Origin of the sequence: Klebsiella indica, from assembly GCF_005860775.1 — a bacterium.
Lineage (GTDB): Bacteria > Pseudomonadota > Gammaproteobacteria > Enterobacterales > Enterobacteriaceae > Klebsiella > Klebsiella indica.
In genome coordinates, this window is the sequence record NZ_VCHQ01000024.1 from 246,281 (window position 1) to 266,640 (window position 20,360).

The following is a 20,360-nucleotide window of genomic DNA, read 5'->3' on the forward strand; positions in this document are numbered from 1 at the left end:
CACTCGGTTGTTTGTAAATTTTTAACTGCAATTAATTATAGGATTTAACAAGTGTGACCGATATCACAAAATTGGCTTTATTAATCCCTGCACCGTAAATTTCTTTTTACTGGTATACTGCGTGGCTTGCCGGTCAATGTCGGCTGCGATAGCAGCGGATTTGATGATTTATATTAAGAATCAAATGGTTAGTTTATGAAACATACTGTAGAAGTGATGATCCCGGAAACCGAGATCAAAGCCCGTATCGCTGAGCTGGGGCGTCAAATCAACGAACGTTACAAAGAGAGCGGTAGCGAAATGGTGCTGGTGGGGCTATTACGCGGTTCATTTATGTTTATGGCCGACCTGTGTCGTGAAGTTCAGGTACCACATGAAGTCGATTTCATGACCGCTTCCAGCTACGGTAGCGGTATGTCTACTACCCGTGATGTAAAAATCCTCAAAGACCTGGATGAAGATATCCGCGGTAAAGATGTGCTGATCGTGGAAGATATCATCGACTCTGGCAACACGCTGTCAAAAGTGCGTGAAATTCTTAGCCTGCGCGAACCAAAATCACTGGCAATTTGTACTTTGCTGGACAAGCCAAGCCGTCGTGAAGTGGATGTTCCGGTGGAGTTTGTTGGTTTTGCCATCCCTGATGAGTTCGTCGTGGGCTACGGCATTGATTATGCTCAGCGCTATCGCCATCTGCCGTATATCGGCAAAGTGATTCTGCTGGACGAGTAAGATTTTACACCCTATCCCGGAGCGTGCTGCCGCTTATCCGGGATAGATGCAAGCGGGTGAGTTACCTGTGGCTGGCGTGCCGGCTTTTAATGTTGGAAATGCCCTGGCGATAGCGCTGTTCCAGCGTTTCACGGCTGACGGCGGTCACGTCAAGATCGCGTAACATCCCATCGTGGATACCGTAAGCCCAGCCGTGGATAGTCACTTTTTGTCCGCGTTTCCATGCCGACTGCATAATTGTGGAATGCCCCAGGTTGTAGACCTGTTCCATCACATTCAATTCGCAAAGGGTGTCCAGACGACGCTCTTCCGGCATGTCGCCCAGCAATGAGCTGTGTTTAAACCAGATATCGCGAATATGTAGCAGCCAGTTGTCGATAAGACCGAGTTCGGTATTTTCAACTGCCGCCTGTACGCCGCCGCAGCCATAGTGGCCGCAAATGATGATATGCTCAACCTCCAGTACGTCAACGGCGTATTGCACAACGGAAAGACAGTTCAGGTCGGTATGAATCACCAGATTAGCGACGTTACGGTGGACGAACAGTTCGCCAGGTTCCAGGCCAGTCAAACGTTCAGCGGGGACGCGGCTATCAGAACATCCAATCCACAGAAAGCGCGGTTTCTGCGTATGTGCCAGTTTTTCAAAAAAACCGGGGTCTTCCTCCACCAGCATTTTTGACCATAGTGCATTATTGCTGATGAGTGTATCTATATCGTTCATGGATGTTTACGGGCCTGTAACCAAGTAAGTGCGTTGCGCTAATATAGGTTAACCTTACCGTTTTTAAAACAACCCATCGCGTGTCAGGACACGAGAAGAGATATTTAATGACCATTGCTCTGGAACTAAAACAGCTGAAGAAAACCTACCCCGGCGGGGTTCAGGCGCTGCGAGGAATCGATCTGCAGGTTGAAGCTGGCGATTTCTACGCGCTCCTGGGGCCAAACGGCGCCGGGAAATCCACCACTATTGGCATTATCAGTTCACTGGTAAATAAAACCTCCGGCGAGGTCAATGTATTTGGCTATGACCTGCAAAAAGATGTGGTCAACGCGAAACGGCAGCTCGGCCTGGTGCCGCAGGAGTTCAATTTTAACCCCTTTGAAACCGTACAACAGATCGTCGTCAATCAGGCGGGCTACTATGGCGTTGAACGTAAGGTAGCCACTGCTCGTAGTGAAAAGTATCTCAAACAGCTCGATCTTTGGGAAAAACGTCATGAACGCGCGCGGATGCTCTCCGGCGGGATGAAACGTCGCCTGATGATTGCCAGGGCGTTAATGCATGAGCCTAAGCTGTTGATTCTTGATGAACCAACGGCGGGGGTGGATATTGAACTTCGCCGCTCAATGTGGGGATTTTTGAAAGATTTAAATGATAAAGGCACCACGATTATCCTGACCACGCACTATCTGGAAGAAGCTGAGATGCTGTGTCGCAACATCGGCATTATTCAGCGTGGTGAACTGGTGGAAAACACCTCAATGAAAGCGCTGCTTTCCAAGCTGAAATCAGAGACGTTTATTCTCGATCTGGCGCCCAAAAGCCCGTTACCGGTACTGGAGGGTTACCACTATCGCCTGGTTGATACCTCGACGCTGGAGGTTGAAGTGCTGCGTGAGCAGGGAATTAACAGCGTATTTACCCAGTTGAGTGCGCAGGGAATACAGGTGTTAAGTATGCGTAATAAGGCTAACCGCCTGGAAGAGCTGTTTGTCACGCTGGTACATGAAAGAAAAGGAGAATCAGCATGATACAGCTGTACTGGATTGCGCTGAAAAGCATCTGGACCAAAGAAATTCATCGTTTTATGCGCATCTGGATCCAGACTCTGGTACCGCCGGTTATTACGATGACCCTCTACTTTGTTATCTTCGGCAATCTGATCGGCTCGCGTATTGGTGAAATGCACGGTTTTACCTATATGCAGTTTATTGTGCCGGGTCTGATTATGATGGCGGTGATCACCAACTCTTATGCCAACGTGGCTTCTTCTTTCTTTAGCGCAAAATTTCAGCGCAATATTGAAGAGCTGCTGGTCGCGCCAGTGCCTACGCATGTGGTTATTGCCGGTTATGTTGGCGGCGGCGTCGCCCGTGGTCTGTGCGTCGGGATTCTGGTAACCGCGATATCGCTGTTTTTCGTTCCGTTTCAGGTTCACTCCTGGCTATTTGTTGCTTTGACGCTGATATTGACCGCAGTGTTATTTTCCCTTGCGGGCCTGTTGAATGCGGTATTTGCCAAAACGTTTGATGATATCAGCCTGATTCCGACCTTTGTACTGACGCCGCTGACCTATCTGGGTGGGGTTTTTTATTCTTTGACGCTACTGCCGCCGTTCTGGCAAGGGCTGTCGCACCTGAATCCTATCGTCTACATGATCAGCGGTTTCCGCTATGGTTTCCTCGGCATTAACGATGTGCCACTGGCCACCACTGTTGGCGTGCTGGTGGTGTTTATCATCACCTTTTATTTATTGTGCTGGTATCTGATTCAGCGTGGGCGCGGGCTCCGCAGCTAATGAATTCAGCAGTAGCGCTTCGCGGCCCATCAAGCGAAGCGCTATCAGGCAATCTTTGACTGTCATCACCGATATTCATCACTTTCCTTGTTAGATTGTTTGCTTGCTAAGGAGGGGGCGATGTTAGGTTGGGTAATTATCTGCCATGATGAACTGGCGCAGGAAATGCGGGATCGTCTGGAGAAAAAGTTTGGCCCTCTGGCGCAATGCCGGGCGGTGAATTATTGGCGTAATCTCAGCAGTAATATGTTGAGTCGCATGATGTGCGATGCGCTGCATGAGACGGACAGCGGCGAAGGGGTGATTTTTCTTACCGATAAAACCGGCGCGGCGCCTTATCGCGTGGCAGCGCTGATGAGCCATAAACATACCCATTGCGAAGTGATCTCCGGGATTAGCTACCCCCTGCTGGAGGAGATGTATCTCCTGCGCCAGACGCTGAGCAGCGCGGCCTTTCGTCAGGCCATCGTCAGCGCCGGCGGCCCTGCCGTCAGCAGCCTTTGGCATCAGCAGCAAAAAAATCCGCCTTTCCGGCTGTTGCATGAGCCGTACGGGAATTAAGCATTGGTATTGATAGCGCTTTTGTTACAATGATAACCGCCTTTGTTTACCGGTTCGATACGCATGTTTGCCCGAGTTCTTGCTTTACTTTTCCTGTTTATGTCACTTAGCGTTTCCGCCAGTCTGCTCACTCCGCAGAGTGCCTCTGTTCGTTACATGCAAACCACGGAAAATGCCGATATCTGGGCGCAGGTTGGTCATCAGGTGGTGAGCGTGGGCAACGTAAGGGCAGGGCAAATTCTGGCGGTGATGCCGTCAGCGGCTGATTACGACACGTTTAATTTTGGTTTTGCGACGGGTTTTATTGATAAAGGGCATCTGCAGCCGGTGCGGGGCAAACGGCGGGTTGAAGATAGCCTGGGTGACCTGAACAAACCGCTGAGCAATCAAAACCTCATTACCTGGAAAGATACGCCGGTCTATAATGCGCCTTCTATCGGTAGCGAGAAGTTTGGCATGCTGGCCAGTAATTTGCGCTATCCCATTATTAGCAAGCTTAAAGACAGGCTGCATCAAACCTGGTTTCAGATCCGCATCGGCAACCGGCTGGCATGGGTGAGTAGCCTGGACGCGCAGATAGACAATGGCATTCCAGTGCTCACTTATCATCATATCCTGCGTGACGAAGAAAACACCCGATTCCGCCATACGTCGACCACCACCTCCGTACGCGCCTTCAGCAACCAGATGACCTGGCTACGCGACCAGGGTTATACCACTCTGAGCATGTATCAGCTGGAAGGTTATCTGCACAATAGCGTGAATCTTCCTGCGCGTGCTGTCGTTATTACTTTTGACGATGGTCTGAAGTCGGTCAATCGCTATGCGTATCCCATACTCAAACGGTATGGTTTTCATGCGACGGCGTTTATTATCTCGTCACGCATCAAGCGCCACCCACAGAAATGGGCGCCGAACTCGTTGCAGTTTATGAGCGTTTCTGAATTAAAACAGATTCAGGACGTCTTTGATATCCAGTCGCATACGCATTTTCTGCACCGGGTTGATGCACATCGCCATCCGATCCTGCTCAGCCGCAGTTATCATAATATTTTGTTCGATTTTGAACATTCACGGCGGGCGCTGGCGCAGTTTAATCCGCATGTAATCTATCTTTCTTACCCTTTTGGCGGCTATAACGCGACGGCGATCAACGCGGCCAACGACGCCGGTTTTCACATGGCGGTGACGACGGTGAGAGGAAAGGTCAAACCGGGAGATAATCCGTTCTTATTGAAAAGACTCTATATTTTAAGAACGGATTCACTGGAGACCATGTCGCGGATGATTAGCAACCAGCCGCAGGGGTAAATCAGGCCACCTGCACCGGAATTGCTTTTGCCTGGCGCTTCATTTCATTGTCGCCTTCAAAATAGGCGATTTTCGGCTGCCAGCTGCGGGCCTCTTCGTCAGGCATAGTCACGAAGCTGGCGATAATCAGAATATCGCCGACGCTCGCGCAGTGCGCCGCCGCGCCGTTGACGGAAATTATTCGCGAACCGCGTTCCGCGGCGATGGCGTAGGTGGAAAAGCGCTTACCGTTGGTCACGTTCCAGATATGAATGGCCTCATTCTCAAGAATGCCGGATGCATCGAGAAAGTCCTGATCAATAGCGCAGGAGCCTTCATAGTGCAGGTCGGCCTGCGTGACTTTAACGCGGTGGAGTTTGCCCTGCAGCATATTACGAATCATAACGTCTACCTTTAAAGCTTATTGATAACAAAGCGGATGCGGCACCCGCTTTGAGGAAATTCCAGGCAAGTATTGCCCGATTTTTAACCCCTGTCTACCGGGCGAGCGTCACGATCTGGTTGTCGATCAGTCGTGCCTGGCCGAGCCATGCGGCCATCAGGATCACTGCCCGTTTACTGGTTTCCGTCAGCTCAAGCAGCGTGTCGGCGTCGCGGATCTGAATATCATCGGCACGAAAGCCTTTCTCGTTCAACTCCTGAGCCGCGATGGCAATTAGCTCATCAGGATTACGCGCATCGGCTGCCAGTTTTTCTGCCATGTTGCTCATTACCTGATGCAGCCCCGGCGCAATTTTGCGCTGATCGGCGCTGAGATAGCCGTTACGCGAGCTCAGCGCCAGGCCATCTTTGGCGCGTATAATGGGTACGCCGATAATCTCGATGTCATAGCCCATATCGGCCACCATCTTGCGAATCAGCGCCAGTTGCTGGAAATCTTTTTCGCCGAAGCAGGCGACATCCGGCTGAACCAGGTTGAACAGCTTACTGACGATGGTGGAAACGCCGCGGAAGTGACCCGGACGGCTGGCGCCTTCAAGCATGGTCGACAGGCCGGGAACATCAACGTAAGTCTGGTTTTCGGTCCCCTGGGGATAGATTTCCGCCGGGGCCGGCGCGAAGACAAAATCGACGTTACGTTTATTCAGCTTTTCGCAATCCTCCTGCAGCGTGCGCGGGTAGCGCGTTAAATCATCGGCGCGATCAAACTGCATTGGGTTAACGAAAATACTGACTACCACAATGTCCGCGCTGGCTTTCGCCGTCTCCACCAGCTTCATATGCCCTTCGTGCAGGTTGCCCATGGTGGGAACCAGCGCAATGCGTTGACCTTCCTGGCGTAAACGACGGATATGCTGGCGCAGTAGCGGCAGGGTTTCAATAATCAGCACAACAACACTCCTGTAGCGCTAAACCTTATCCCCGCGTGGCGGGCGACAGGTTCGTATGGTCTGATAACCCGGGTAAGACGATGACGCCGCCACCCGGGGATGCCTGAGAAATTTAATGGAAACTGTGTTCATCTCCCGGATAAACGCCGGCTTCTACTTCGGCAATATATTGCCGCACCGCAGCGCGCATATCGCCCGCCGTGCTAAGGAAATTTTTGGCGAATTTCGGTATATGGCCGCCGGTAATACCGAAGGCGTCATGCATCACGAGGATTTGCCCGTCGGTAACGTTGCCTGCGCCGATGCCGATCACCGGGATGCTTAGCGTTTCAGTGATGCGTTTCGCCAGCTCGACCGGCACGCACTCCAGCACCAGCAACTGCGCGCCAGCCGCCTCTAATGCCAGCGCATCATCAAGCAAAACTTGCCCGGCATCGCCGCGTCCCTGGATTTTGTAACCCCCGAAGACATTCACCGACTGGGGCGTCAGGCCGAGATGTCCGCACACCGGTACTGCGCGCTCGGTAAGCATTTTTACGGTATCAGCCAGCCATGCGCCGCCCTCGATTTTCACCATATTGGCCCCGGCGCGCATCACGACAGCGGCGTTCCCGAAAGCGTGTTCCGGTGTGGCGTAAGCCATAAACGGCAGATCCGCGAGCAGCAGGCAGTTCGGCGCGCCGCGACGCACCGCACGGGTGTGGTAGGCGATATCTTCTACTGTCACTGGCAGAGTGGAATCGTGGCCCTGTACCGTCATGCCCAGCGAGTCTCCGACCAGCAGCACGTTAATCCCTTCGTCTGCAAACAGCTTCGCAAAGCTGTAGTCATAGGCGGTGATGGTAGCGAAGCGCTTCTTCTCCTGTTTACATTTCTGCAGCAGGGCGATAGTCGTCGGTTTCATAACGTTTCCTGATGATGAAAGTCATATTAATCGGCATTCTAACAGCAGTACTCGGGGGGGCAATGGTTTTAGGCAACCGATTACCACGATTGCCGCCATTGTTGAAAAACGGAGAAATATTACCAGAACGCGGGTTTATCCGCGGCGAGATTCGCCAGAACGGTACTTAGCGCCAGCCCGTCCGGGAAACGCAGTTCCGGGGCGATTTCAAATAGCGGCCACAGCATAAAACCACGGTTTTTCATATCGTAGTGCGGAACGGTCAGGCGCGAGGTATTTATCACCTCTTCGCCGAACAGCATGATATCGAGATCCAGCGTGCGCGGCCCCCAGCGTTCGGCTTTACGCGTGCGTCCCTGCTGGCGTTCGATGCGCTGGGTATGGTTGAGCAGCGCTTCAGCTGTAAGCGTGGTTTCCAGCGCAACGGCGGCGTTCAGGTAGTCAGGCTGATCCTGCGGCCCCAGCGGCGGCGTACGGTAGAATGAGGATACGCTGACTACCTGGCTGTCAGGAATTTCCGCCAGCGCGCTAATGGCAGCGTTGACCTGCGCCAGCGGCGAGGCGAGGTTGCTGCCGATGGCAATCCAGGCGCGGGTCATGCGCTACCTTCGCGGCGAGGCGCGCGTTTGCGCGGACGACGGTGACGGCGGCGGGGAGCAGGATCGTCCCCCAAATCGTCAAGCATATCTTTCTGATCTGGCGGTGTGGCGACCTGAAATTCGCCCCACCATTTGGTCAGACGCTGCAGTTCGCTGTTGTTTTCCGCACCCGCGCGCAGCTCCAGCAGATCGTAGGCGGCGCGGAATTTTGGATGCTCCAGCAGTTTCCATGCGCGTTTGCCCTGGCGGCGAGACATCCGTAGCTGAAGCTGCCAGATATCGCGCACCAGCGTGGTGATGCGTTTAGGGATCGCCAGCGTGCGGCAGGCTTCATCCAGCACGTCGTTCATCGCCAGCGCGAAGGCATCGTAGTAGGCCAGACCGCTCTCCTGGGCGATTTTCTGCGCCGTTTCCAGCAGTGGATACCAGAATATCACCGCAAAAAGGAACGCCGGGTTAACGCGCATATCGTTGCGAATACGGTTATCGGTATTTTTCAGCACCTGGCTGATGATGCGCTCCATCGGACTATCGCCGCGCTCGGTGAAATAGCGGGTAATGCTGGGGAACAGGGGCTGGAACAGATTGTATTCGCGCAGCAGGAGGTAGGTTTGATATCCGTCGCCGGCCTGCAGCAACTTTAATACCTCTTCAAACAGACGCGCCGGGGGCACATCGTGCAGCAGCGTCGCCAGGCGTGGAATCGGCTCGGCGGTTTCTTCGCTGATACTCATGTTCAGCTTGGCCGCAAAACGCACTGCGCGCAGCATCCGCACCGGGTCTTCGCGATAGCGGGTTTCCGGATCGCCGATCAGGCGGATCACGCCATCCTGCAGATCTTTCATGCCGCCGACATAGTCGCGCACGCTAAAATCAGCCACGCTGTAATAAAGGCTGTTGATAGTGAAATCACGGCGCTGGGCATCTTCTTCAATTGAACCGAAGATATTGTCGCGCAGCAGCATGCCGTTCTGACCGCGCTGAGAGGTGACGCGATCGGTGGTGTGGCCTTCGTGATGGCCGCGGAAGGTGGCGACTTCAATAATTTCCGGCCCGAACATCACGTGCGCCAGGCGGAAGCGACGGCCTACCAGACGGCAGTTGCGGAACAGTTTACGTACCTGCTCAGGTGTCGCATTGGTGGTAACGTCGAAATCTTTGGGCTTTTTGCCTAGCAGCAGGTCGCGAACCCCGCCGCCGACCAGCCACGACTCGTAGCCCGCTTTATTGAGTCTGTACATGACCTTGAGAGCGTTTTCACTGATATCTTTGCGGGAAATTGCATGCTGATCTCGCGGGATAACCGTCATATGTTGCTGTTCAACGGCGGCTTCAGTCTCGCGTTCTTCACGGCTTAGCACCTTACGGCAAAAATTAGCGACTCGGGTAAAAATGGTACACCTCGTAGTGTCAGACGGACTTCAGGACAAAAATATTACTCTATGCATTGCGGATTGCAGCAAGATGGTAAACTTGCGACGCCCGGACGCACAGAAAAGCAACGGACCGGGGGAAACAAGCGCAGCCAACGCCGGAGCAACCTGAAAGTCGACGAGTAAAAATAGCGGCTAATCATAGCTCAGGAGAAAGCGTTTGAGAATGCTGGATTTGTTCCAGCCGCCAGTTTGCTACCGCGTGCTTGAGTAAATCTTCAATACTCAACGCCTGCCATTCCTGAATAACATCCTGGTTAAGAAACGTTAACGCCCGCACAATTTCCGGGCGCGGATCGCCTTGCGAAAGCGCAGGCGCATGGTTTTGCTTCGACAGTTTATTGCCCTGCGCATTAAGGGCCAGCGGCAAATGGATATAGTCCGGCGCCTGCCAGCCAAAATGCTGATAGAGCGAAATCTGCCGCACCGTCGGCTCGATAAGATCGGCGCCGCGGACAATTTCGCTGACGCCCTGAAAGTGATCGTCCACGACCACCGCAAGATTATAGGCGAACAGGCCGTCGCGGCGATGGATAATGAAATCTTCACGCGCCAGCGGTTCGTCGGCGATAATGGTGCCGCGCAGCCGATCGTAAAATGCCAGCACCGGGCGGGTTTGCCGCAACCGCAAAGCGGCGTTTTCTGCGCCGAGCCTTAAACTCCGGCAATGGCCATCATACAGGCCGCCAATTGCGTGAATGCGCGCACGGGGACAGGTGCAGTAATAGCAAAGTCCCTGCTCATGCAGCCAGGCCAGGCGTTCGCGATAAGCGTCATGGCGCTGCGACTGCCAGAGCACTTCGCCGTCCCAGTGCAGGCCGTAATGTTCTAACTGACGGAGAATCGTCTCTGCGGCACCGGGGATTTCACGCGGCGGATCGATATCTTCTATGCGTACGCGCCAGATACCGTTCTGCGCCCGTGCCTGTAGATAGCTGCCAAGCGCGGCAATCAATGAGCCGAAGTGAAGTTCGCCGGAAGGTGAGGGAGCAAAGCGCCCGATATAGTGTGAATCTTTCATGAGGTGACAAAAACATCAGGGCGGGAGAAAACTCCCGCCGGAAAGATGCCAGCGAAGTGATTAGCCTGCCATCTGTTTTTCGCGAATTTCCGCCAGCGTTTTGCAATCAATGCACAGGTCAGCGGTCGGGCGCGCTTCCAGACGACGGATACCAATCTCGACGCCACAGGATTCACAGAAGCCGAAATCTTCGTCTTCCACTTTTTTCAGTGTTTTCTCGATCTTTTTGATCAGTTTACGTTCGCGATCGCGGTTACGCAGCTCCAGGCTGAACTCCTCTTCCTGAGCGGCACGGTCTACCGGATCCGGAAAATTAGCGGCTTCATCCTGCATATGCGTTACGGTGCGATCCACTTCATCCCTAAGTTGATTACGCCATGCTTCAAGAATGCGCTTGAAGTGCGCCAGCTGGGCTTCGTTCATATACTCTTCGCCCGGCTTCACTTGGTACGGCTCCACCCCAGCGATGGAGAGAATACTCAGGGACGATGTTTTACGGTTTTGCCCTTCTTGCATGTTGCTTCTCCTTAACACGCACTATCGATCCCCGTGTTGGGGGAAAATCAGGCCGCTATAAATAGCAGATGCTTTTCCGGATAGCAATTATCTAAACGTTACACTTGACAACCCTGTGAAGAAAAGCGTATTCGCGCTCACGATCAGAATACTATTTAGCCGTTTACTTACCGGGGGTTAACGCCACGGTAATCGGATTATTCAGAGTCATCATTTCAGTAGAAAGTTCCGCCTTGTATGCGAGAATTTCTACCCCCTTGCTTTGCGCTTCAATCAATAACTGTGCGTATCTGGCATCAATATGATGCGCGGGTGAGAAACGGTCGATTGCCGAATGCAGCACGGCGAAAAGAATCACCGCCCGTTTACCCGTCGCCGCGACGCTCATCAGCTCCCGCAGGTGCTTCTGACCGCGCGCGGTGACCGCATCGGGAAAATAACCGTATTCTTTCTCCGCCAACGTAACCGATTTCACTTCAATATAGCAGTCTTGTTGGCAATCTGCCTGTAACAAAATATCAATGCGGCTGCCTTCATCACCGTATTTCACTTCGCTTTTAAGCGTTTGATAACCCAAAAGCTGCGGAATATTTCCCGCCAGAATCGCCTCTTTCGCCAGGGCGTTGGCGCGTAGAGTATTCACACAAATTACCGCGCCTTGTACGGTTTCCGTTAATTCCCACGTATGCGCATATTTGCGCTTAGGATTCTCCGAGGTGGAATACCAGACAGTATCGCCGGGTTCGGCGCAACCGGTCATCGCGCCGGTGTTGGGACAGTGCAGGGTCAGCTCGCGGTCATCGGGGGTTACTACGTCGGCGAGAAACCGCTTGTAACGTTTAATTAAGGTGGCGGACTGTAGCGGAGGAGTAAATTGCATCAGCTTTCCTTGTCGAAAGGGTAACGTTCCAGCACGTTGTAGCGGGTACGTCCGCGGCTAAAACCGGACTCGTAGAGCACAAATTCATTGACCGCAAACGACCAGTTGAAGCCGGGCGGCGGAATAGGCACCGCGTGGCGCACGTCGCGCAGCAGGGTGATATGAGGATGGAACGGCTGCGGGCTCTGGTAGCAGCCGCTACGGGCCGCCTGGGCGCGCAGCATATTCGCCAGTTGCAGCACCCCGCGCGGCGGCTGACGAATGCCCAGCCACACCACCCGTGAGCGCAGCCACTGCCCGGCATCGTCAAGGGTCAGGGTAAAGCCCGGCTGGCGAATACGACCGGCCATCGCCGCCAGCGCCCGCTGTTTTTCCGCGCTGACTTCGCCGAGAAACGCCAGCGTCAGATGGAGGTTATCCGCTGCGACTGGCCGACCGGCATCGGCGAGAAAGCAGGCGGCGCGCCAGTGAACGATCTGCTGCTGAACCTCGTCAGGAAGTTCAAGGGCGAAAAACAGCCTTTTCGGCTCGGACATGATAGAGACTCGGTAATGAATTATCAGAATGCTACAATGCCAGCCTTCAAATGTTAACCTCCGGAGTTTTTCGTGTCTTCATTGCCGGTTGCCGCCGTTCTCCCTGAACTTCTCTCTGCCCTGCGGCATGCGCCGCAGGTTCTGCTCAATGCGCCGACCGGTGCCGGGAAATCCACCTGGCTGCCGCTGCGTATTCTCGCGGAAGGTGAAATTAACGGTCGTATTATCCTGCTGGAGCCGCGACGGCTGGCGGCGCGGAATGTGGCGCAAAGGCTGGCGGAACAGCTAGGGGAGAAACCCGGCGAGAGCGTGGGCTATCGTATGCGCGCTGAGACCTGTGTCGGACCGGATACACGTCTTGAAGTGGTGACGGAAGGCATTCTGACACGCATGATCCAGCGCGATCCTGAACTGACCGATGTCGGGCTAGTGATCCTTGATGAATTCCACGAGCGCAGCCTGCAGGCGGATCTGGCGCTGGCGCTGCTGCTGGATGTTCAGCAGGGGTTTCGCGACGATCTCAGGTTGCTGATCATGTCGGCAACCCTGGATAACGACCGTCTGCAGCGGTTGCTGCCGGATGCGCCGGTAATTGTTTCTGAAGGGCGTGCATTTCCGGTTGAGCGGCGTTTTGCGCCGCTGCCGATCCACCAGCGATTTGATGAGGCGGTGGCTATTGCCGCCAGCGAGTTGCTGCGCGGTGAAAGCGGATCGATGCTGCTGTTTCTGCCCGGCATCGGGGAAATTCAGCGGGTGCAGGAGCAACTGGCTGAACGAGTGGCGAACGATGTTGTCCTCTGTCCGCTGTATGGTGCGCTGCCGCTGAGCGCACAGCGTAAGGCGATACTTCCCGCTCCTGCCGGGATGCGTAAGGTGGTGCTGGCGACCAATATTGCTGAAACCAGTCTGACCATTGAAGGTATTCGCCTGGTGGTCGATAGCGCACAGGAACGGGTCGCCCGCTTTGATGCCCGGACGGGATTAACCCGTCTGGTGACGCAGCGTATTAGTCAGGCCTCAATGACCCAGCGCGCCGGACGCGCCGGGCGGCTGGCGCCGGGGATCTGTCTGCATCTGATGAGTAAAGAGCAGGCCGAGCGCGCGGCGGCGCAGAGCGATCCGGAAATTCTGCACAGCGATCTGTCGGCGCTGTTGCTGGAGCTTTTACTGTGGGGATGTCCGGAACCGTCCCAGCTTCGCTGGCTGGATCTGCCGCCAGCGGTTAACCTGGCGGCGGCCCGTCGTTTGCTGACGGCGCTCTCTGCGCTGGATGGCGAACGGTTGTCGGCGCATGGGCGCAAAATGGCCGCTCTGGGTAACGATCCACGGCTGGCGGCGGTGCTGACAGCCGCAGATGATGCTGATGGCGTGGCGACGGCAGCAAAGCTGGCGGCGATCCTCGAAGAGCCGCCGCGCGGCGGTAGTGGCGATCTCAGTACCGTGTTTTCCCGTCAGCAGAGCAACTGGCAGCAGCGGGCGCAGCAGCTAATGAAACGGCTGGCGGTTCGCAGCGGCCAGCCTGATGCGGATCGTATGGCCGAGCTTCTGGTTGCCGCGTTTGCCGATCGTATCGCTCAGCGTCGTGGTCAGGAGGGGCGCTATCAACTGGCGAACGGGATGGGGGCGATGCTTGACGTCGATGATGCGCTGAATCGCCACGAATGGCTGATTGCACCGCTGTTGTTGCAGGGCAGTTCATCGCCGGATGCGCGGATCTTACTGGCGCTGCCGGTGGATATTCACGCGCTGATCGCCCGGTGCCCGTTGCTGGCCCGGTGCGCCGATATTGTGGAGTGGGATGACGCGCTGGGTACCCTGAAGGCCTGGCGACGCACCTGCATTGGTCAACTGGTGATCAAGACTCAGCCGCTGGCGAAGCCTTCTGAAGAAGAGCTGCATCAGGCGATGCTCAACGGTATCCGTGATAAAGGATTAAGCGTGCTCAACTGGACGCCGGAGGCGGAGCAACTGCGTCTGCGACTGCATTGCGCCGCGCAGTGGTTGCCGGAAGAGGCATGGCCGGCAGTGGATGATGCTTCGCTGCTGGCATCCCTTGAGGCCTGGCTGCTGCCGCAGATGAGCGGAGTCCACTCTTTGCGCGCGCTGAAGGCGCTGGATGTGCGTCAGGCGCTGCAAAACTGGCTGCCGTGGCCGCTGCGCCAGAAGCTGGATAGCGAACTGCCCACGCACTACACGGTGCCTGGCGGTAGCCGCATCGCGATTCGTTACCACGCTGAAAACCCACCGGCGCTGGCGGTACGGATGCAGGAGATGTTTGGCGAAGCCACTACGCCGGTTATCGCTCGGGGGCGCGTGCCGCTGGTGCTGGAGCTGCTTTCACCCGCGCAGCGTCCGCTGCAAATCACCCGCGATTTGGCCGCGTTCTGGCAGGGGAGCTACCGCGAAGTACAAAAAGAGATGAAAGGGCGCTACCCGAAGCATGTCTGGCCGGACGATCCGGTCAATACCGCCCCAACCCGGCGCAGCAAAAAGTATTCATAGCGTGTTGGTGACTGTCCCGGTTCCGGTGGGAATAGAATGTATTTTTATGTCATTAAAAAACATAATTATTTCCATTTTTGGCGCTGGTGAACATGTAAAATGCTGGTTAAGAATGTCGCGGTTTAGTGCTATCCTGTCTCTTTCGGGCAGGCAGGGCGATGTCATGAACTGTTTTGCTGATGATGCTTCTAATTATTTGATTTATATGTTTAATTTAAATTAAAAATGATACAAGCAAAATGATCATCCATGGCGTCATCCATGAATGGCAGCCTGAAGGCCAGGAGATTTTGGCGTCAATTTGAGAGATTTCTTCTTTCCCTGATTCGGGGAAATATTGAGAATCAGGCCTTTACGCCTGTAAGTTGCGGAGAAACAGCATGGCGGGAGATGACCGCGAGCCGATCGGACGTAAGGGGAGACCCTCGCGTCCGACAAAACAAAAGGTAACTCGCCGTCGGGTTCGGGAAGAGAACTACGACGATGATTACGATGATGATGACTATGAGGATGAAAAACCGATGCCGAGGAAAGGAAGAGGCAAAGGCGGTAAACCCCCTCGTCGTAAACGCACCTGGTTGTGGCTGCTGATTAAGATTGGCATCGTCTGTGCGGTAGTGATTGCTGCCTACGGCGTTTATCTCGATCAGAAAATCCGTAGCCGAATTGACGGTAAAGTCTGGGACCTGCCTGCCGCGGTATACGGTCGGATGGTTAACCTTGAACCGGATATGCAGATCAGCAAAAACGAAATGGTGCGTCTGCTCAACGCCACGCAGTATCGCCAGGTGAGCGCTATGACGCGCCCGGGCGAATACACCGTTCAGGCCAACAGCATCGAGATGATCCGTCGTCCGTTCGATTTCCCGGACAGTAAAGAAGGGCAGGTGCGCGCGCGTCTGACCTTTTCTGGCGGTCATCTGGAAACCATTGTGAATATGGATAACAACCGCCAGTTCGGTTTCTTCCGCCTCGATCCGCGTCTGATTACCATGCTGCAATCGCCGAATGGCGAACAACGCCTGTTCGTGAAGCGCAATGGCTTCCCGGATCTGCTGGTCGATACGCTGCTGGCGACGGAAGACCGCCATTTCTACGAACACGACGGGATTAGCCTTTACTCCATTGGTCGTGCGGTGCTGGCCAACCTGACCGCCGGCCGTACGGTGCAGGGCGCGAGTACCCTGACCCAGCAACTGGTGAAGAACCTGTTCCTCTCCAGCGAACGTTCATACTGGCGTAAGCTTAATGAAGCCTATATGGCGCTGATTGTCGATGCGCGCTATAGCAAGGATCGCATCCTTGAGCTGTATATGAACGAAGTTTATCTCGGTCAGAGCGGCGACAACGAAATTCGCGGCTTCCCGCTGGCAAGCCTGTATTACTTTGGCCGCCCGGTGGAAGAGCTGAGCCTTGATCAGCAGGCGCTGCTGGTGGGGATGGTGAAAGGCGCGTCGATCTATAACCCGTGGCGTAATCCGAAGCTGGCGCTGGAGCGACGTAATCTTGTGCTGCGTCTGTTGCAACAGCAGAAGATTATCGATCAGGAACTGTATGACATGCTGAGTGCGCGTCCGCTGGGGGTGCAGCCGCGTGGCGGGGTGATCTCGCCGCAGCCCGCGTTTATGCAACTGGTACGTCAGGAGCTACAGGCGAAGCTGGGCGATAAAGTGAAAGATCTTTCCGGCGTGAAGATCTTTACCACCTTCGATCCCGTCGCGCAGGATGCGGCGGAAAAAGCGGCGATAGACGGTATTCCGGCACTGAAAAAACAGCGTAAGCTGCCGGATCTGGAAACCGCGATCGTGGTAGTCGATCGCTTTACCGGCGAAGTGCGGGCGATGGTCGGCGGCGCGGAACCGCAGTTTGCCGGTTACAACCGGGCGATGCAGGCACGCCGTTCGATTGGTTCTCTGGCGAAACCGGCGACCTATTTAACCGCCCTGAGTCAGCCGAATTTGTATCGTCTCAACACCTGGATTGCCGATGCGCCAATCTCCATTCATTTGTCTAACGGCCAGACGTGGTCGCCGCAAAACGATGATCATCGTTATAGCGATGGCGGCAAAGTGATGCTGGTGGATGCGCTGACGCGTTCAATGAACGTGCCGACGGTGAACCTCGGCATGACGCTGGGTTTACCGGCGGTGATTGATACCTGGACAAAACTGGGGGTATCGAAAGATCAGCTTAATGCGGTTCCGTCTATGCTGCTGGGGGCACTGAACCTGACGCCGATAGAAGTGGCTCAGGCGTTTCAGACCATCGCCAGCGGCGGTAACCGCGCGCCGCTGTCGGCGCTGCGTTCGGTTATCGCCGAAGATGGCACCGTGCTGTATCAGAGCTATCCGCAGGCGGAGCGCGTGGTTCCGGCCCAGGCCGCCTACATGACCTTATGGACTATGCAGCAGGTGGTGCAGCGCGGTACCGGTCGTCAACTGGGCGCGAAATATCCCGGACTCCATCTGGCGGGTAAAACCGGGACCACCAACAATAACATCGATACCTGGTTTGCCGGTATTGACGGTAGCCAGGTGACCATTACCTGGGTGGGGCGCGATAATAACCAGCCGACGAAGCTCTATGGTGCGAGCGGCGCGATGTCGATTTATCAGCGCTATCTGGCTAACGAAACCCCAACGCCGTTGGATCTGACGGCGCCGGAAGATGTGGTGGATATGGGGATCGACAGTAACGGTAACTTCGTTTGCAGCGGTGGGATGCGCTCGCTGCCGGTATGGACAACGTCGCCGGATGAGCTCTGTCGCCAGGGAGAGCAGATGCAACAGCAGCAGCTCCAGCAGCAGCAGGAGAATAACCCGTTCAATCAGTCTTCCGGGCAGCCGCCGCAACAGCAGCAAAATCAGCAGCCTGAGCAGGAGAAAAGCGACGGCGTCGCGGGCTGGATTAGAGAGATGTTTGGCAGTAAATAATTACTCGCTTAAGCCTTAAAGCCGCTTTTTGTTGGCGACGTTCAGAAACCCCAGTGGCATCGTTATCGATGCTGCCGGGGTTTTTTCTTTATATTGCCATATTGCCGTAATGAGTTGGGTATCTGTAGCCCGAAGTATGATGACTACAAACTGCCTAACGGAAATGTAACTCCATAATAACTGTCTGGTTATTTATTCAGCATCGCCTCCTTTTCGGGGGCATATTCCTTGCCATATATTCCATTTTTCGCCTATTATTCCATTCGGCATAATAATAATTCTCGTTTTCTTTATCATTCAATTCTATTAGAGATATCCTCATGGCGCGTCCAAAAACTGCTCAGCAAAATCACTCGCTGCGTAAACTCGCAGTGGTAGTAGCCACAGCGGTTAGCGGCATGTCTGTTTATGCGCAGGCAGCAACTGAACCGAAAGAAGACACCATCACCGTTACCGCGGCACCAGCCCCACAAGAGAGCGCCTGGGGGCCGGCGGCGACTATCGCGGCCAGACAATCCGCTACGGCGACCAAAACGGATACCCCCATTCAAAAAGTGCCGCAGTCTATTTCTGTGGTGACCGCGGAGGAGATGGCGCTGCATCAGCCTAAATCGGTGAAAGAAGCGCTAAGCTACACGCCAGGTGTTGCTGTGGGAACGCGTGGCGGGTCTAACACATATGATTACCTGATTATCCGAGGTTTCGCCGCTGACGGCCAAAGCCAGAATAACTATCTGAATGGCCTGAAGATGCAGGGCAATTTCTACAATGACGCAGTGATTGATCCGTACATGCTGGAGCGCGCTGAAGTCATGCGGGGCCCGGTTTCCGTTCTCTACGGAAAAAGTAACCCAGGTGGTTTGTTGAATATGGTCAGCAAGCGTCCGACAACGGAACCGCTGAAAGAAGTTCAATTTAAGATGGGTACCGACAGCTTGTTCCAGACCAGCTTCGATTTTAGTGATGCGCTGGATGATGACGGTGTTTATTCTTATCGCTTAACTGGTCTTGCCCGTTCTGCGAATGCCCAGCAACAAGGTTCGAAAGAACAACGCTATGCAGTCGCACCATCTTTCAGTTGGCGTCCGGATGATAAAACCAACTTTACGTTCCTCTCTTACTTCCAGAACGAGCCGGAGACGGGTTATTACGGCTGGCTGCCAAAAGAGGGAACGGTAACGACATTGCCGAACGGTAAGCGTCTTCCCACTGATTTCAATGAAGGTGCTGACAATAATACTTACTCTCGTAACGAGAAAATGGTGGGTTACAGCTTTGACCATGAGTTCAACGATACCTTTACCGTGCGTCAGAACCTGCGCTATGCGCAAAACAAGGTCTCGCAGAACAGCGTTTATGGCTATGGCATGTGTTCGGATCCTCTCTATACAAAGGATCCGAATAACAGCCCTTGTGCCAGTATTCCACAATCACAATGGGATCACACGCTGACTCGTCAATACGTGATTGATAGCGAGAAGTTACAGAACTTTTCTGTCGATACGCAACTGCAAAGCAAGTTTGTGACCGGAGCTTTAGAGCACACGCTGCTGACTGGCATTGACTATATGCGTATGCGTAATGATATCAATTCCTGGTTTGGTTACGCAGGTTCTGTCACGCCGTCTGATATTTATAATCTTGATCGTGGCGACTTTGATTTCAGTTCACATCCGGGGCCGTCTGGCGCATATCAGGTACTGAATAAACAGCAGCAGACTGGTCTGTATGTACAGGATCAAATGCAGTGGGATAAAGTACTGGTGACCCTCGGTGGGCGTTACGACTGGGCGAAGCAGGACTCTTTAAACCGTGATTCTGGCGTTCAGAATTCCCGTAACGATAAAGAATTTACCTGGCGTGGCGGTGTTAACTATTTGTTCGACAATGGGGTAACACCTTATTTCAGCTATAGTGAGTCATTTGAGCCAGCTTCACAAACGGGGGCAACCGGTAATATTTTCTCGCCGTCTAAAGGTAAGCAATACGAAGCCGGCGTGAAGTATGTACCGAACGACCGTCCGATTGTCATTACTGGTGCTGTGTACCAGTTGACCAAAACGAATAATTTGATGGCGGATCCAAACGGTACGATATTCTCCGTTGCTGGTGGTGAAATTCGTTCTCGTGGTGTGGAAGTTGAAGCGAAAGCGGCGCTGTCGGCAAGTATCAATGTCGTGGGATCTTATACTTACACTGATGCTGAATACACTACAGATACCAGCTACAAAGGGAATACGCCTGCTCAGGTGCCAAAACATATGGCGTCACTATGGGGTGATTACACCTTCTTTGATGGTTCATTGTCCGGTCTGACGCTGGGGGCCGGTGGACGTTTCACTGGCTCCAGCTATGGCGATCCGGCGAACTCCTTCAAGGTTGGAAGCTACACGGTCGTCGATGCGTTGGTTCGTTACGATCTGGCACGTGTCGGTATGACGGGTTCCAACGTGGCATTGCATGTGAATAACTTGTTTGATCGCGAGTATGTCGCAAGCTGCTTTAATACCTATGGTTGCTTCTGGGGCGCCGACCGTCAGGTCGTGGCAACCGCAACCTTCCGTTTCTAATTTCCC

Annotated in this window: 18 protein-coding genes; 8 read left to right on the forward strand and 10 right to left on the reverse strand. The window is 54.2% G+C overall.

What is annotated here, in order from left to right:
- Positions 1-195 precede the first annotated feature (195 nt).
- On the forward strand, positions 196-732 hold the full coding sequence (gene hpt, locus FE839_RS17160) for a hypoxanthine phosphoribosyltransferase (protein WP_138361989.1): 537 nt from the start codon (positions 196-198) through the stop codon (positions 730-732).
- 61 nt (positions 733-793) lie between these two features.
- On the opposite strand, the gene can is transcribed toward hpt, so the two are convergent.
- Complete coding sequence (gene can, locus FE839_RS17165) at positions 794-1,456, reverse strand: carbonate dehydratase (RefSeq protein ID WP_138361990.1); 663 nt, start codon at positions 1,454-1,456, stop codon at positions 794-796.
- Between the two features lie 107 nt (positions 1,457-1,563).
- On the opposite strand from can, the gene FE839_RS17170 reads away from it, so the two are divergent.
- From FE839_RS17170 to FE839_RS17185, 4 genes are all read left to right on the forward strand, one after another.
- Positions 1,564-2,490 (forward strand): ABC transporter ATP-binding protein, encoded by a 927-nt coding sequence (locus FE839_RS17170; protein WP_138361991.1) that lies wholly within the window; start codon positions 1,564-1,566, stop codon positions 2,488-2,490.
- Positions 2,487-3,257 carry an ABC transporter permease gene (locus FE839_RS17175; protein WP_138361992.1) on the forward strand — a complete coding sequence of 257 codons (771 nt, stop codon included), beginning with the start codon at positions 2,487-2,489 and terminating at the stop codon, positions 3,255-3,257. The genes FE839_RS17170 and FE839_RS17175 overlap by 4 nt, the downstream gene beginning before the upstream one ends.
- Positions 3,258-3,377: 120 nt before the next feature.
- The gene (locus FE839_RS17180; RefSeq protein WP_138361993.1) at positions 3,378-3,818 is read left to right on the forward strand and encodes a PTS sugar transporter subunit IIA; all 441 of its coding nucleotides are present in this window, start codon (positions 3,378-3,380) and stop codon (positions 3,816-3,818) included.
- Positions 3,819-3,875: 57 nt separating this feature from the next.
- On the forward strand, positions 3,876-5,129 hold the full coding sequence (locus FE839_RS17185) for a polysaccharide deacetylase family protein (RefSeq protein ID WP_138362059.1): 1,254 nt from the start codon (positions 3,876-3,878) through the stop codon (positions 5,127-5,129).
- A gap of 1 nt (position 5,130) precedes the next feature.
- On the opposite strand, the gene panD is transcribed toward FE839_RS17185, so the two are convergent.
- The 9 genes from panD to thpR form a co-directional block, all read right to left on the reverse strand.
- Positions 5,131-5,511 carry an aspartate 1-decarboxylase gene (gene panD / locus FE839_RS17190; protein WP_138361994.1) on the reverse strand — a complete coding sequence of 127 codons (381 nt, stop codon included), beginning with the start codon at positions 5,509-5,511 and terminating at the stop codon, positions 5,131-5,133.
- A 94-nt stretch (positions 5,512-5,605) separates the two neighbouring features.
- Positions 5,606-6,460 carry a pantoate--beta-alanine ligase gene (gene panC / locus FE839_RS17195; protein ID WP_138361995.1) on the reverse strand — a complete coding sequence of 285 codons (855 nt, stop codon included), beginning with the start codon at positions 6,458-6,460 and terminating at the stop codon, positions 5,606-5,608.
- Positions 6,461-6,572: 112 nt separating this feature from the next.
- Positions 6,573-7,364, reverse strand: a complete 792-nt coding sequence (gene panB, locus FE839_RS17200; RefSeq protein ID WP_138361996.1) for a 3-methyl-2-oxobutanoate hydroxymethyltransferase — start codon at positions 7,362-7,364, stop codon at positions 6,573-6,575.
- A 119-nt stretch (positions 7,365-7,483) separates the two neighbouring features.
- A complete protein-coding gene (gene folK, locus FE839_RS17205; RefSeq protein ID WP_138361997.1) occupies positions 7,484-7,963 on the reverse strand; it encodes a 2-amino-4-hydroxy-6-hydroxymethyldihydropteridine diphosphokinase in 480 nt (159 codons plus the stop codon).
- Entirely contained in the window at positions 7,960-9,357 is a 1,398-nt protein-coding gene (pcnB, locus tag FE839_RS17210; protein ID WP_138361998.1) for a polynucleotide adenylyltransferase PcnB, read from the reverse strand. Before pcnB ends, folK begins: the two co-directional genes overlap by 4 nt.
- 178 nt (positions 9,358-9,535) lie before the next feature.
- On the reverse strand, positions 9,536-10,417 hold the full coding sequence (gluQRS, locus tag FE839_RS17215) for a tRNA glutamyl-Q(34) synthetase GluQRS (RefSeq protein ID WP_138361999.1): 882 nt from the start codon (positions 10,415-10,417) through the stop codon (positions 9,536-9,538).
- 60 nt (positions 10,418-10,477) lie between these two features.
- Positions 10,478-10,933, reverse strand: coding sequence for an RNA polymerase-binding protein DksA (gene dksA / locus FE839_RS17220; RefSeq protein ID WP_004098689.1), 456 nt, complete (start codon positions 10,931-10,933; stop codon positions 10,478-10,480).
- Between the two features lie 163 nt (positions 10,934-11,096).
- Positions 11,097-11,813 (reverse strand): DNA/RNA nuclease SfsA, encoded by a 717-nt coding sequence (gene sfsA, locus FE839_RS17225; protein ID WP_138362000.1) that lies wholly within the window; start codon positions 11,811-11,813, stop codon positions 11,097-11,099.
- Complete coding sequence (gene thpR / locus FE839_RS17230) at positions 11,813-12,349, reverse strand: RNA 2',3'-cyclic phosphodiesterase (RefSeq protein ID WP_138362001.1); 537 nt, start codon at positions 12,347-12,349, stop codon at positions 11,813-11,815. The genes sfsA and thpR overlap by 1 nt, the downstream gene beginning before the upstream one ends.
- 72 nt (positions 12,350-12,421) lie before the next feature.
- Here thpR and hrpB point away from each other — a divergent pair, with 72 nt between their 5' ends.
- From hrpB to fhuA, 3 genes are all read left to right on the forward strand, one after another.
- Complete coding sequence (gene hrpB, locus FE839_RS17235; protein WP_138362002.1) at positions 12,422-14,851, forward strand: ATP-dependent helicase HrpB; 2,430 nt, start codon at positions 12,422-12,424, stop codon at positions 14,849-14,851.
- A gap of 380 nt (positions 14,852-15,231) precedes the next feature.
- The gene (mrcB, locus tag FE839_RS17240) at positions 15,232-17,784 is read left to right on the forward strand and encodes a bifunctional glycosyl transferase/transpeptidase (RefSeq protein ID WP_138362003.1); all 2,553 of its coding nucleotides are present in this window, start codon (positions 15,232-15,234) and stop codon (positions 17,782-17,784) included.
- Positions 17,785-18,104: 320 nt separating this feature from the next.
- Positions 18,105-20,354: a ferrichrome porin FhuA gene (fhuA, locus tag FE839_RS17245; protein WP_138362004.1), complete on the forward strand. Its 2,250-nt coding sequence runs from the start codon at positions 18,105-18,107 to the stop codon at positions 20,352-20,354.
- The last annotated feature ends 6 nt before the right edge of the window (positions 20,355-20,360 follow it).

Coding starts and splice junctions, on each gene's coding strand:
- hpt (WP_138361989.1), top strand. CDS start 196: ATGAAACATACTGTAGAAGTGATGATCCCGGAAACCGAGATCAAAGCC.
- can (WP_138361990.1), bottom strand. CDS start 1,456: ATGAACGATATAGATACACTCATCAGCAATAATGCACTATGGTCAAAA.
- FE839_RS17170 (WP_138361991.1), top strand. CDS start 1,564: ATGACCATTGCTCTGGAACTAAAACAGCTGAAGAAAACCTACCCCGGC.
- FE839_RS17175 (WP_138361992.1), top strand. CDS start 2,487: ATGATACAGCTGTACTGGATTGCGCTGAAAAGCATCTGGACCAAAGAA.
- FE839_RS17180 (WP_138361993.1), top strand. CDS start 3,378: ATGTTAGGTTGGGTAATTATCTGCCATGATGAACTGGCGCAGGAAATG.
- panD (WP_138361994.1), bottom strand. CDS start 5,511: ATGATTCGTAATATGCTGCAGGGCAAACTCCACCGCGTTAAAGTCACG.
- panB (WP_138361996.1), bottom strand. CDS start 7,364: ATGAAACCGACGACTATCGCCCTGCTGCAGAAATGTAAACAGGAGAAG.
- folK (WP_138361997.1), bottom strand. CDS start 7,963: ATGACCCGCGCCTGGATTGCCATCGGCAGCAACCTCGCCTCGCCGCTG.
- gluQRS (WP_138361999.1), bottom strand. CDS start 10,417: ATGAAAGATTCACACTATATCGGGCGCTTTGCTCCCTCACCTTCCGGC.
- dksA (WP_004098689.1), bottom strand. CDS start 10,933: ATGCAAGAAGGGCAAAACCGTAAAACATCGTCCCTGAGTATTCTCTCC.
- sfsA (WP_138362000.1), bottom strand. CDS start 11,813: ATGCAATTTACTCCTCCGCTACAGTCCGCCACCTTAATTAAACGTTAC.
- thpR (WP_138362001.1), bottom strand. CDS start 12,349: ATGTCCGAGCCGAAAAGGCTGTTTTTCGCCCTTGAACTTCCTGACGAG.
- mrcB (WP_138362003.1), top strand. CDS start 15,232: ATGGCGGGAGATGACCGCGAGCCGATCGGACGTAAGGGGAGACCCTCG.
- fhuA (WP_138362004.1), top strand. CDS start 18,105: ATGGCGCGTCCAAAAACTGCTCAGCAAAATCACTCGCTGCGTAAACTC.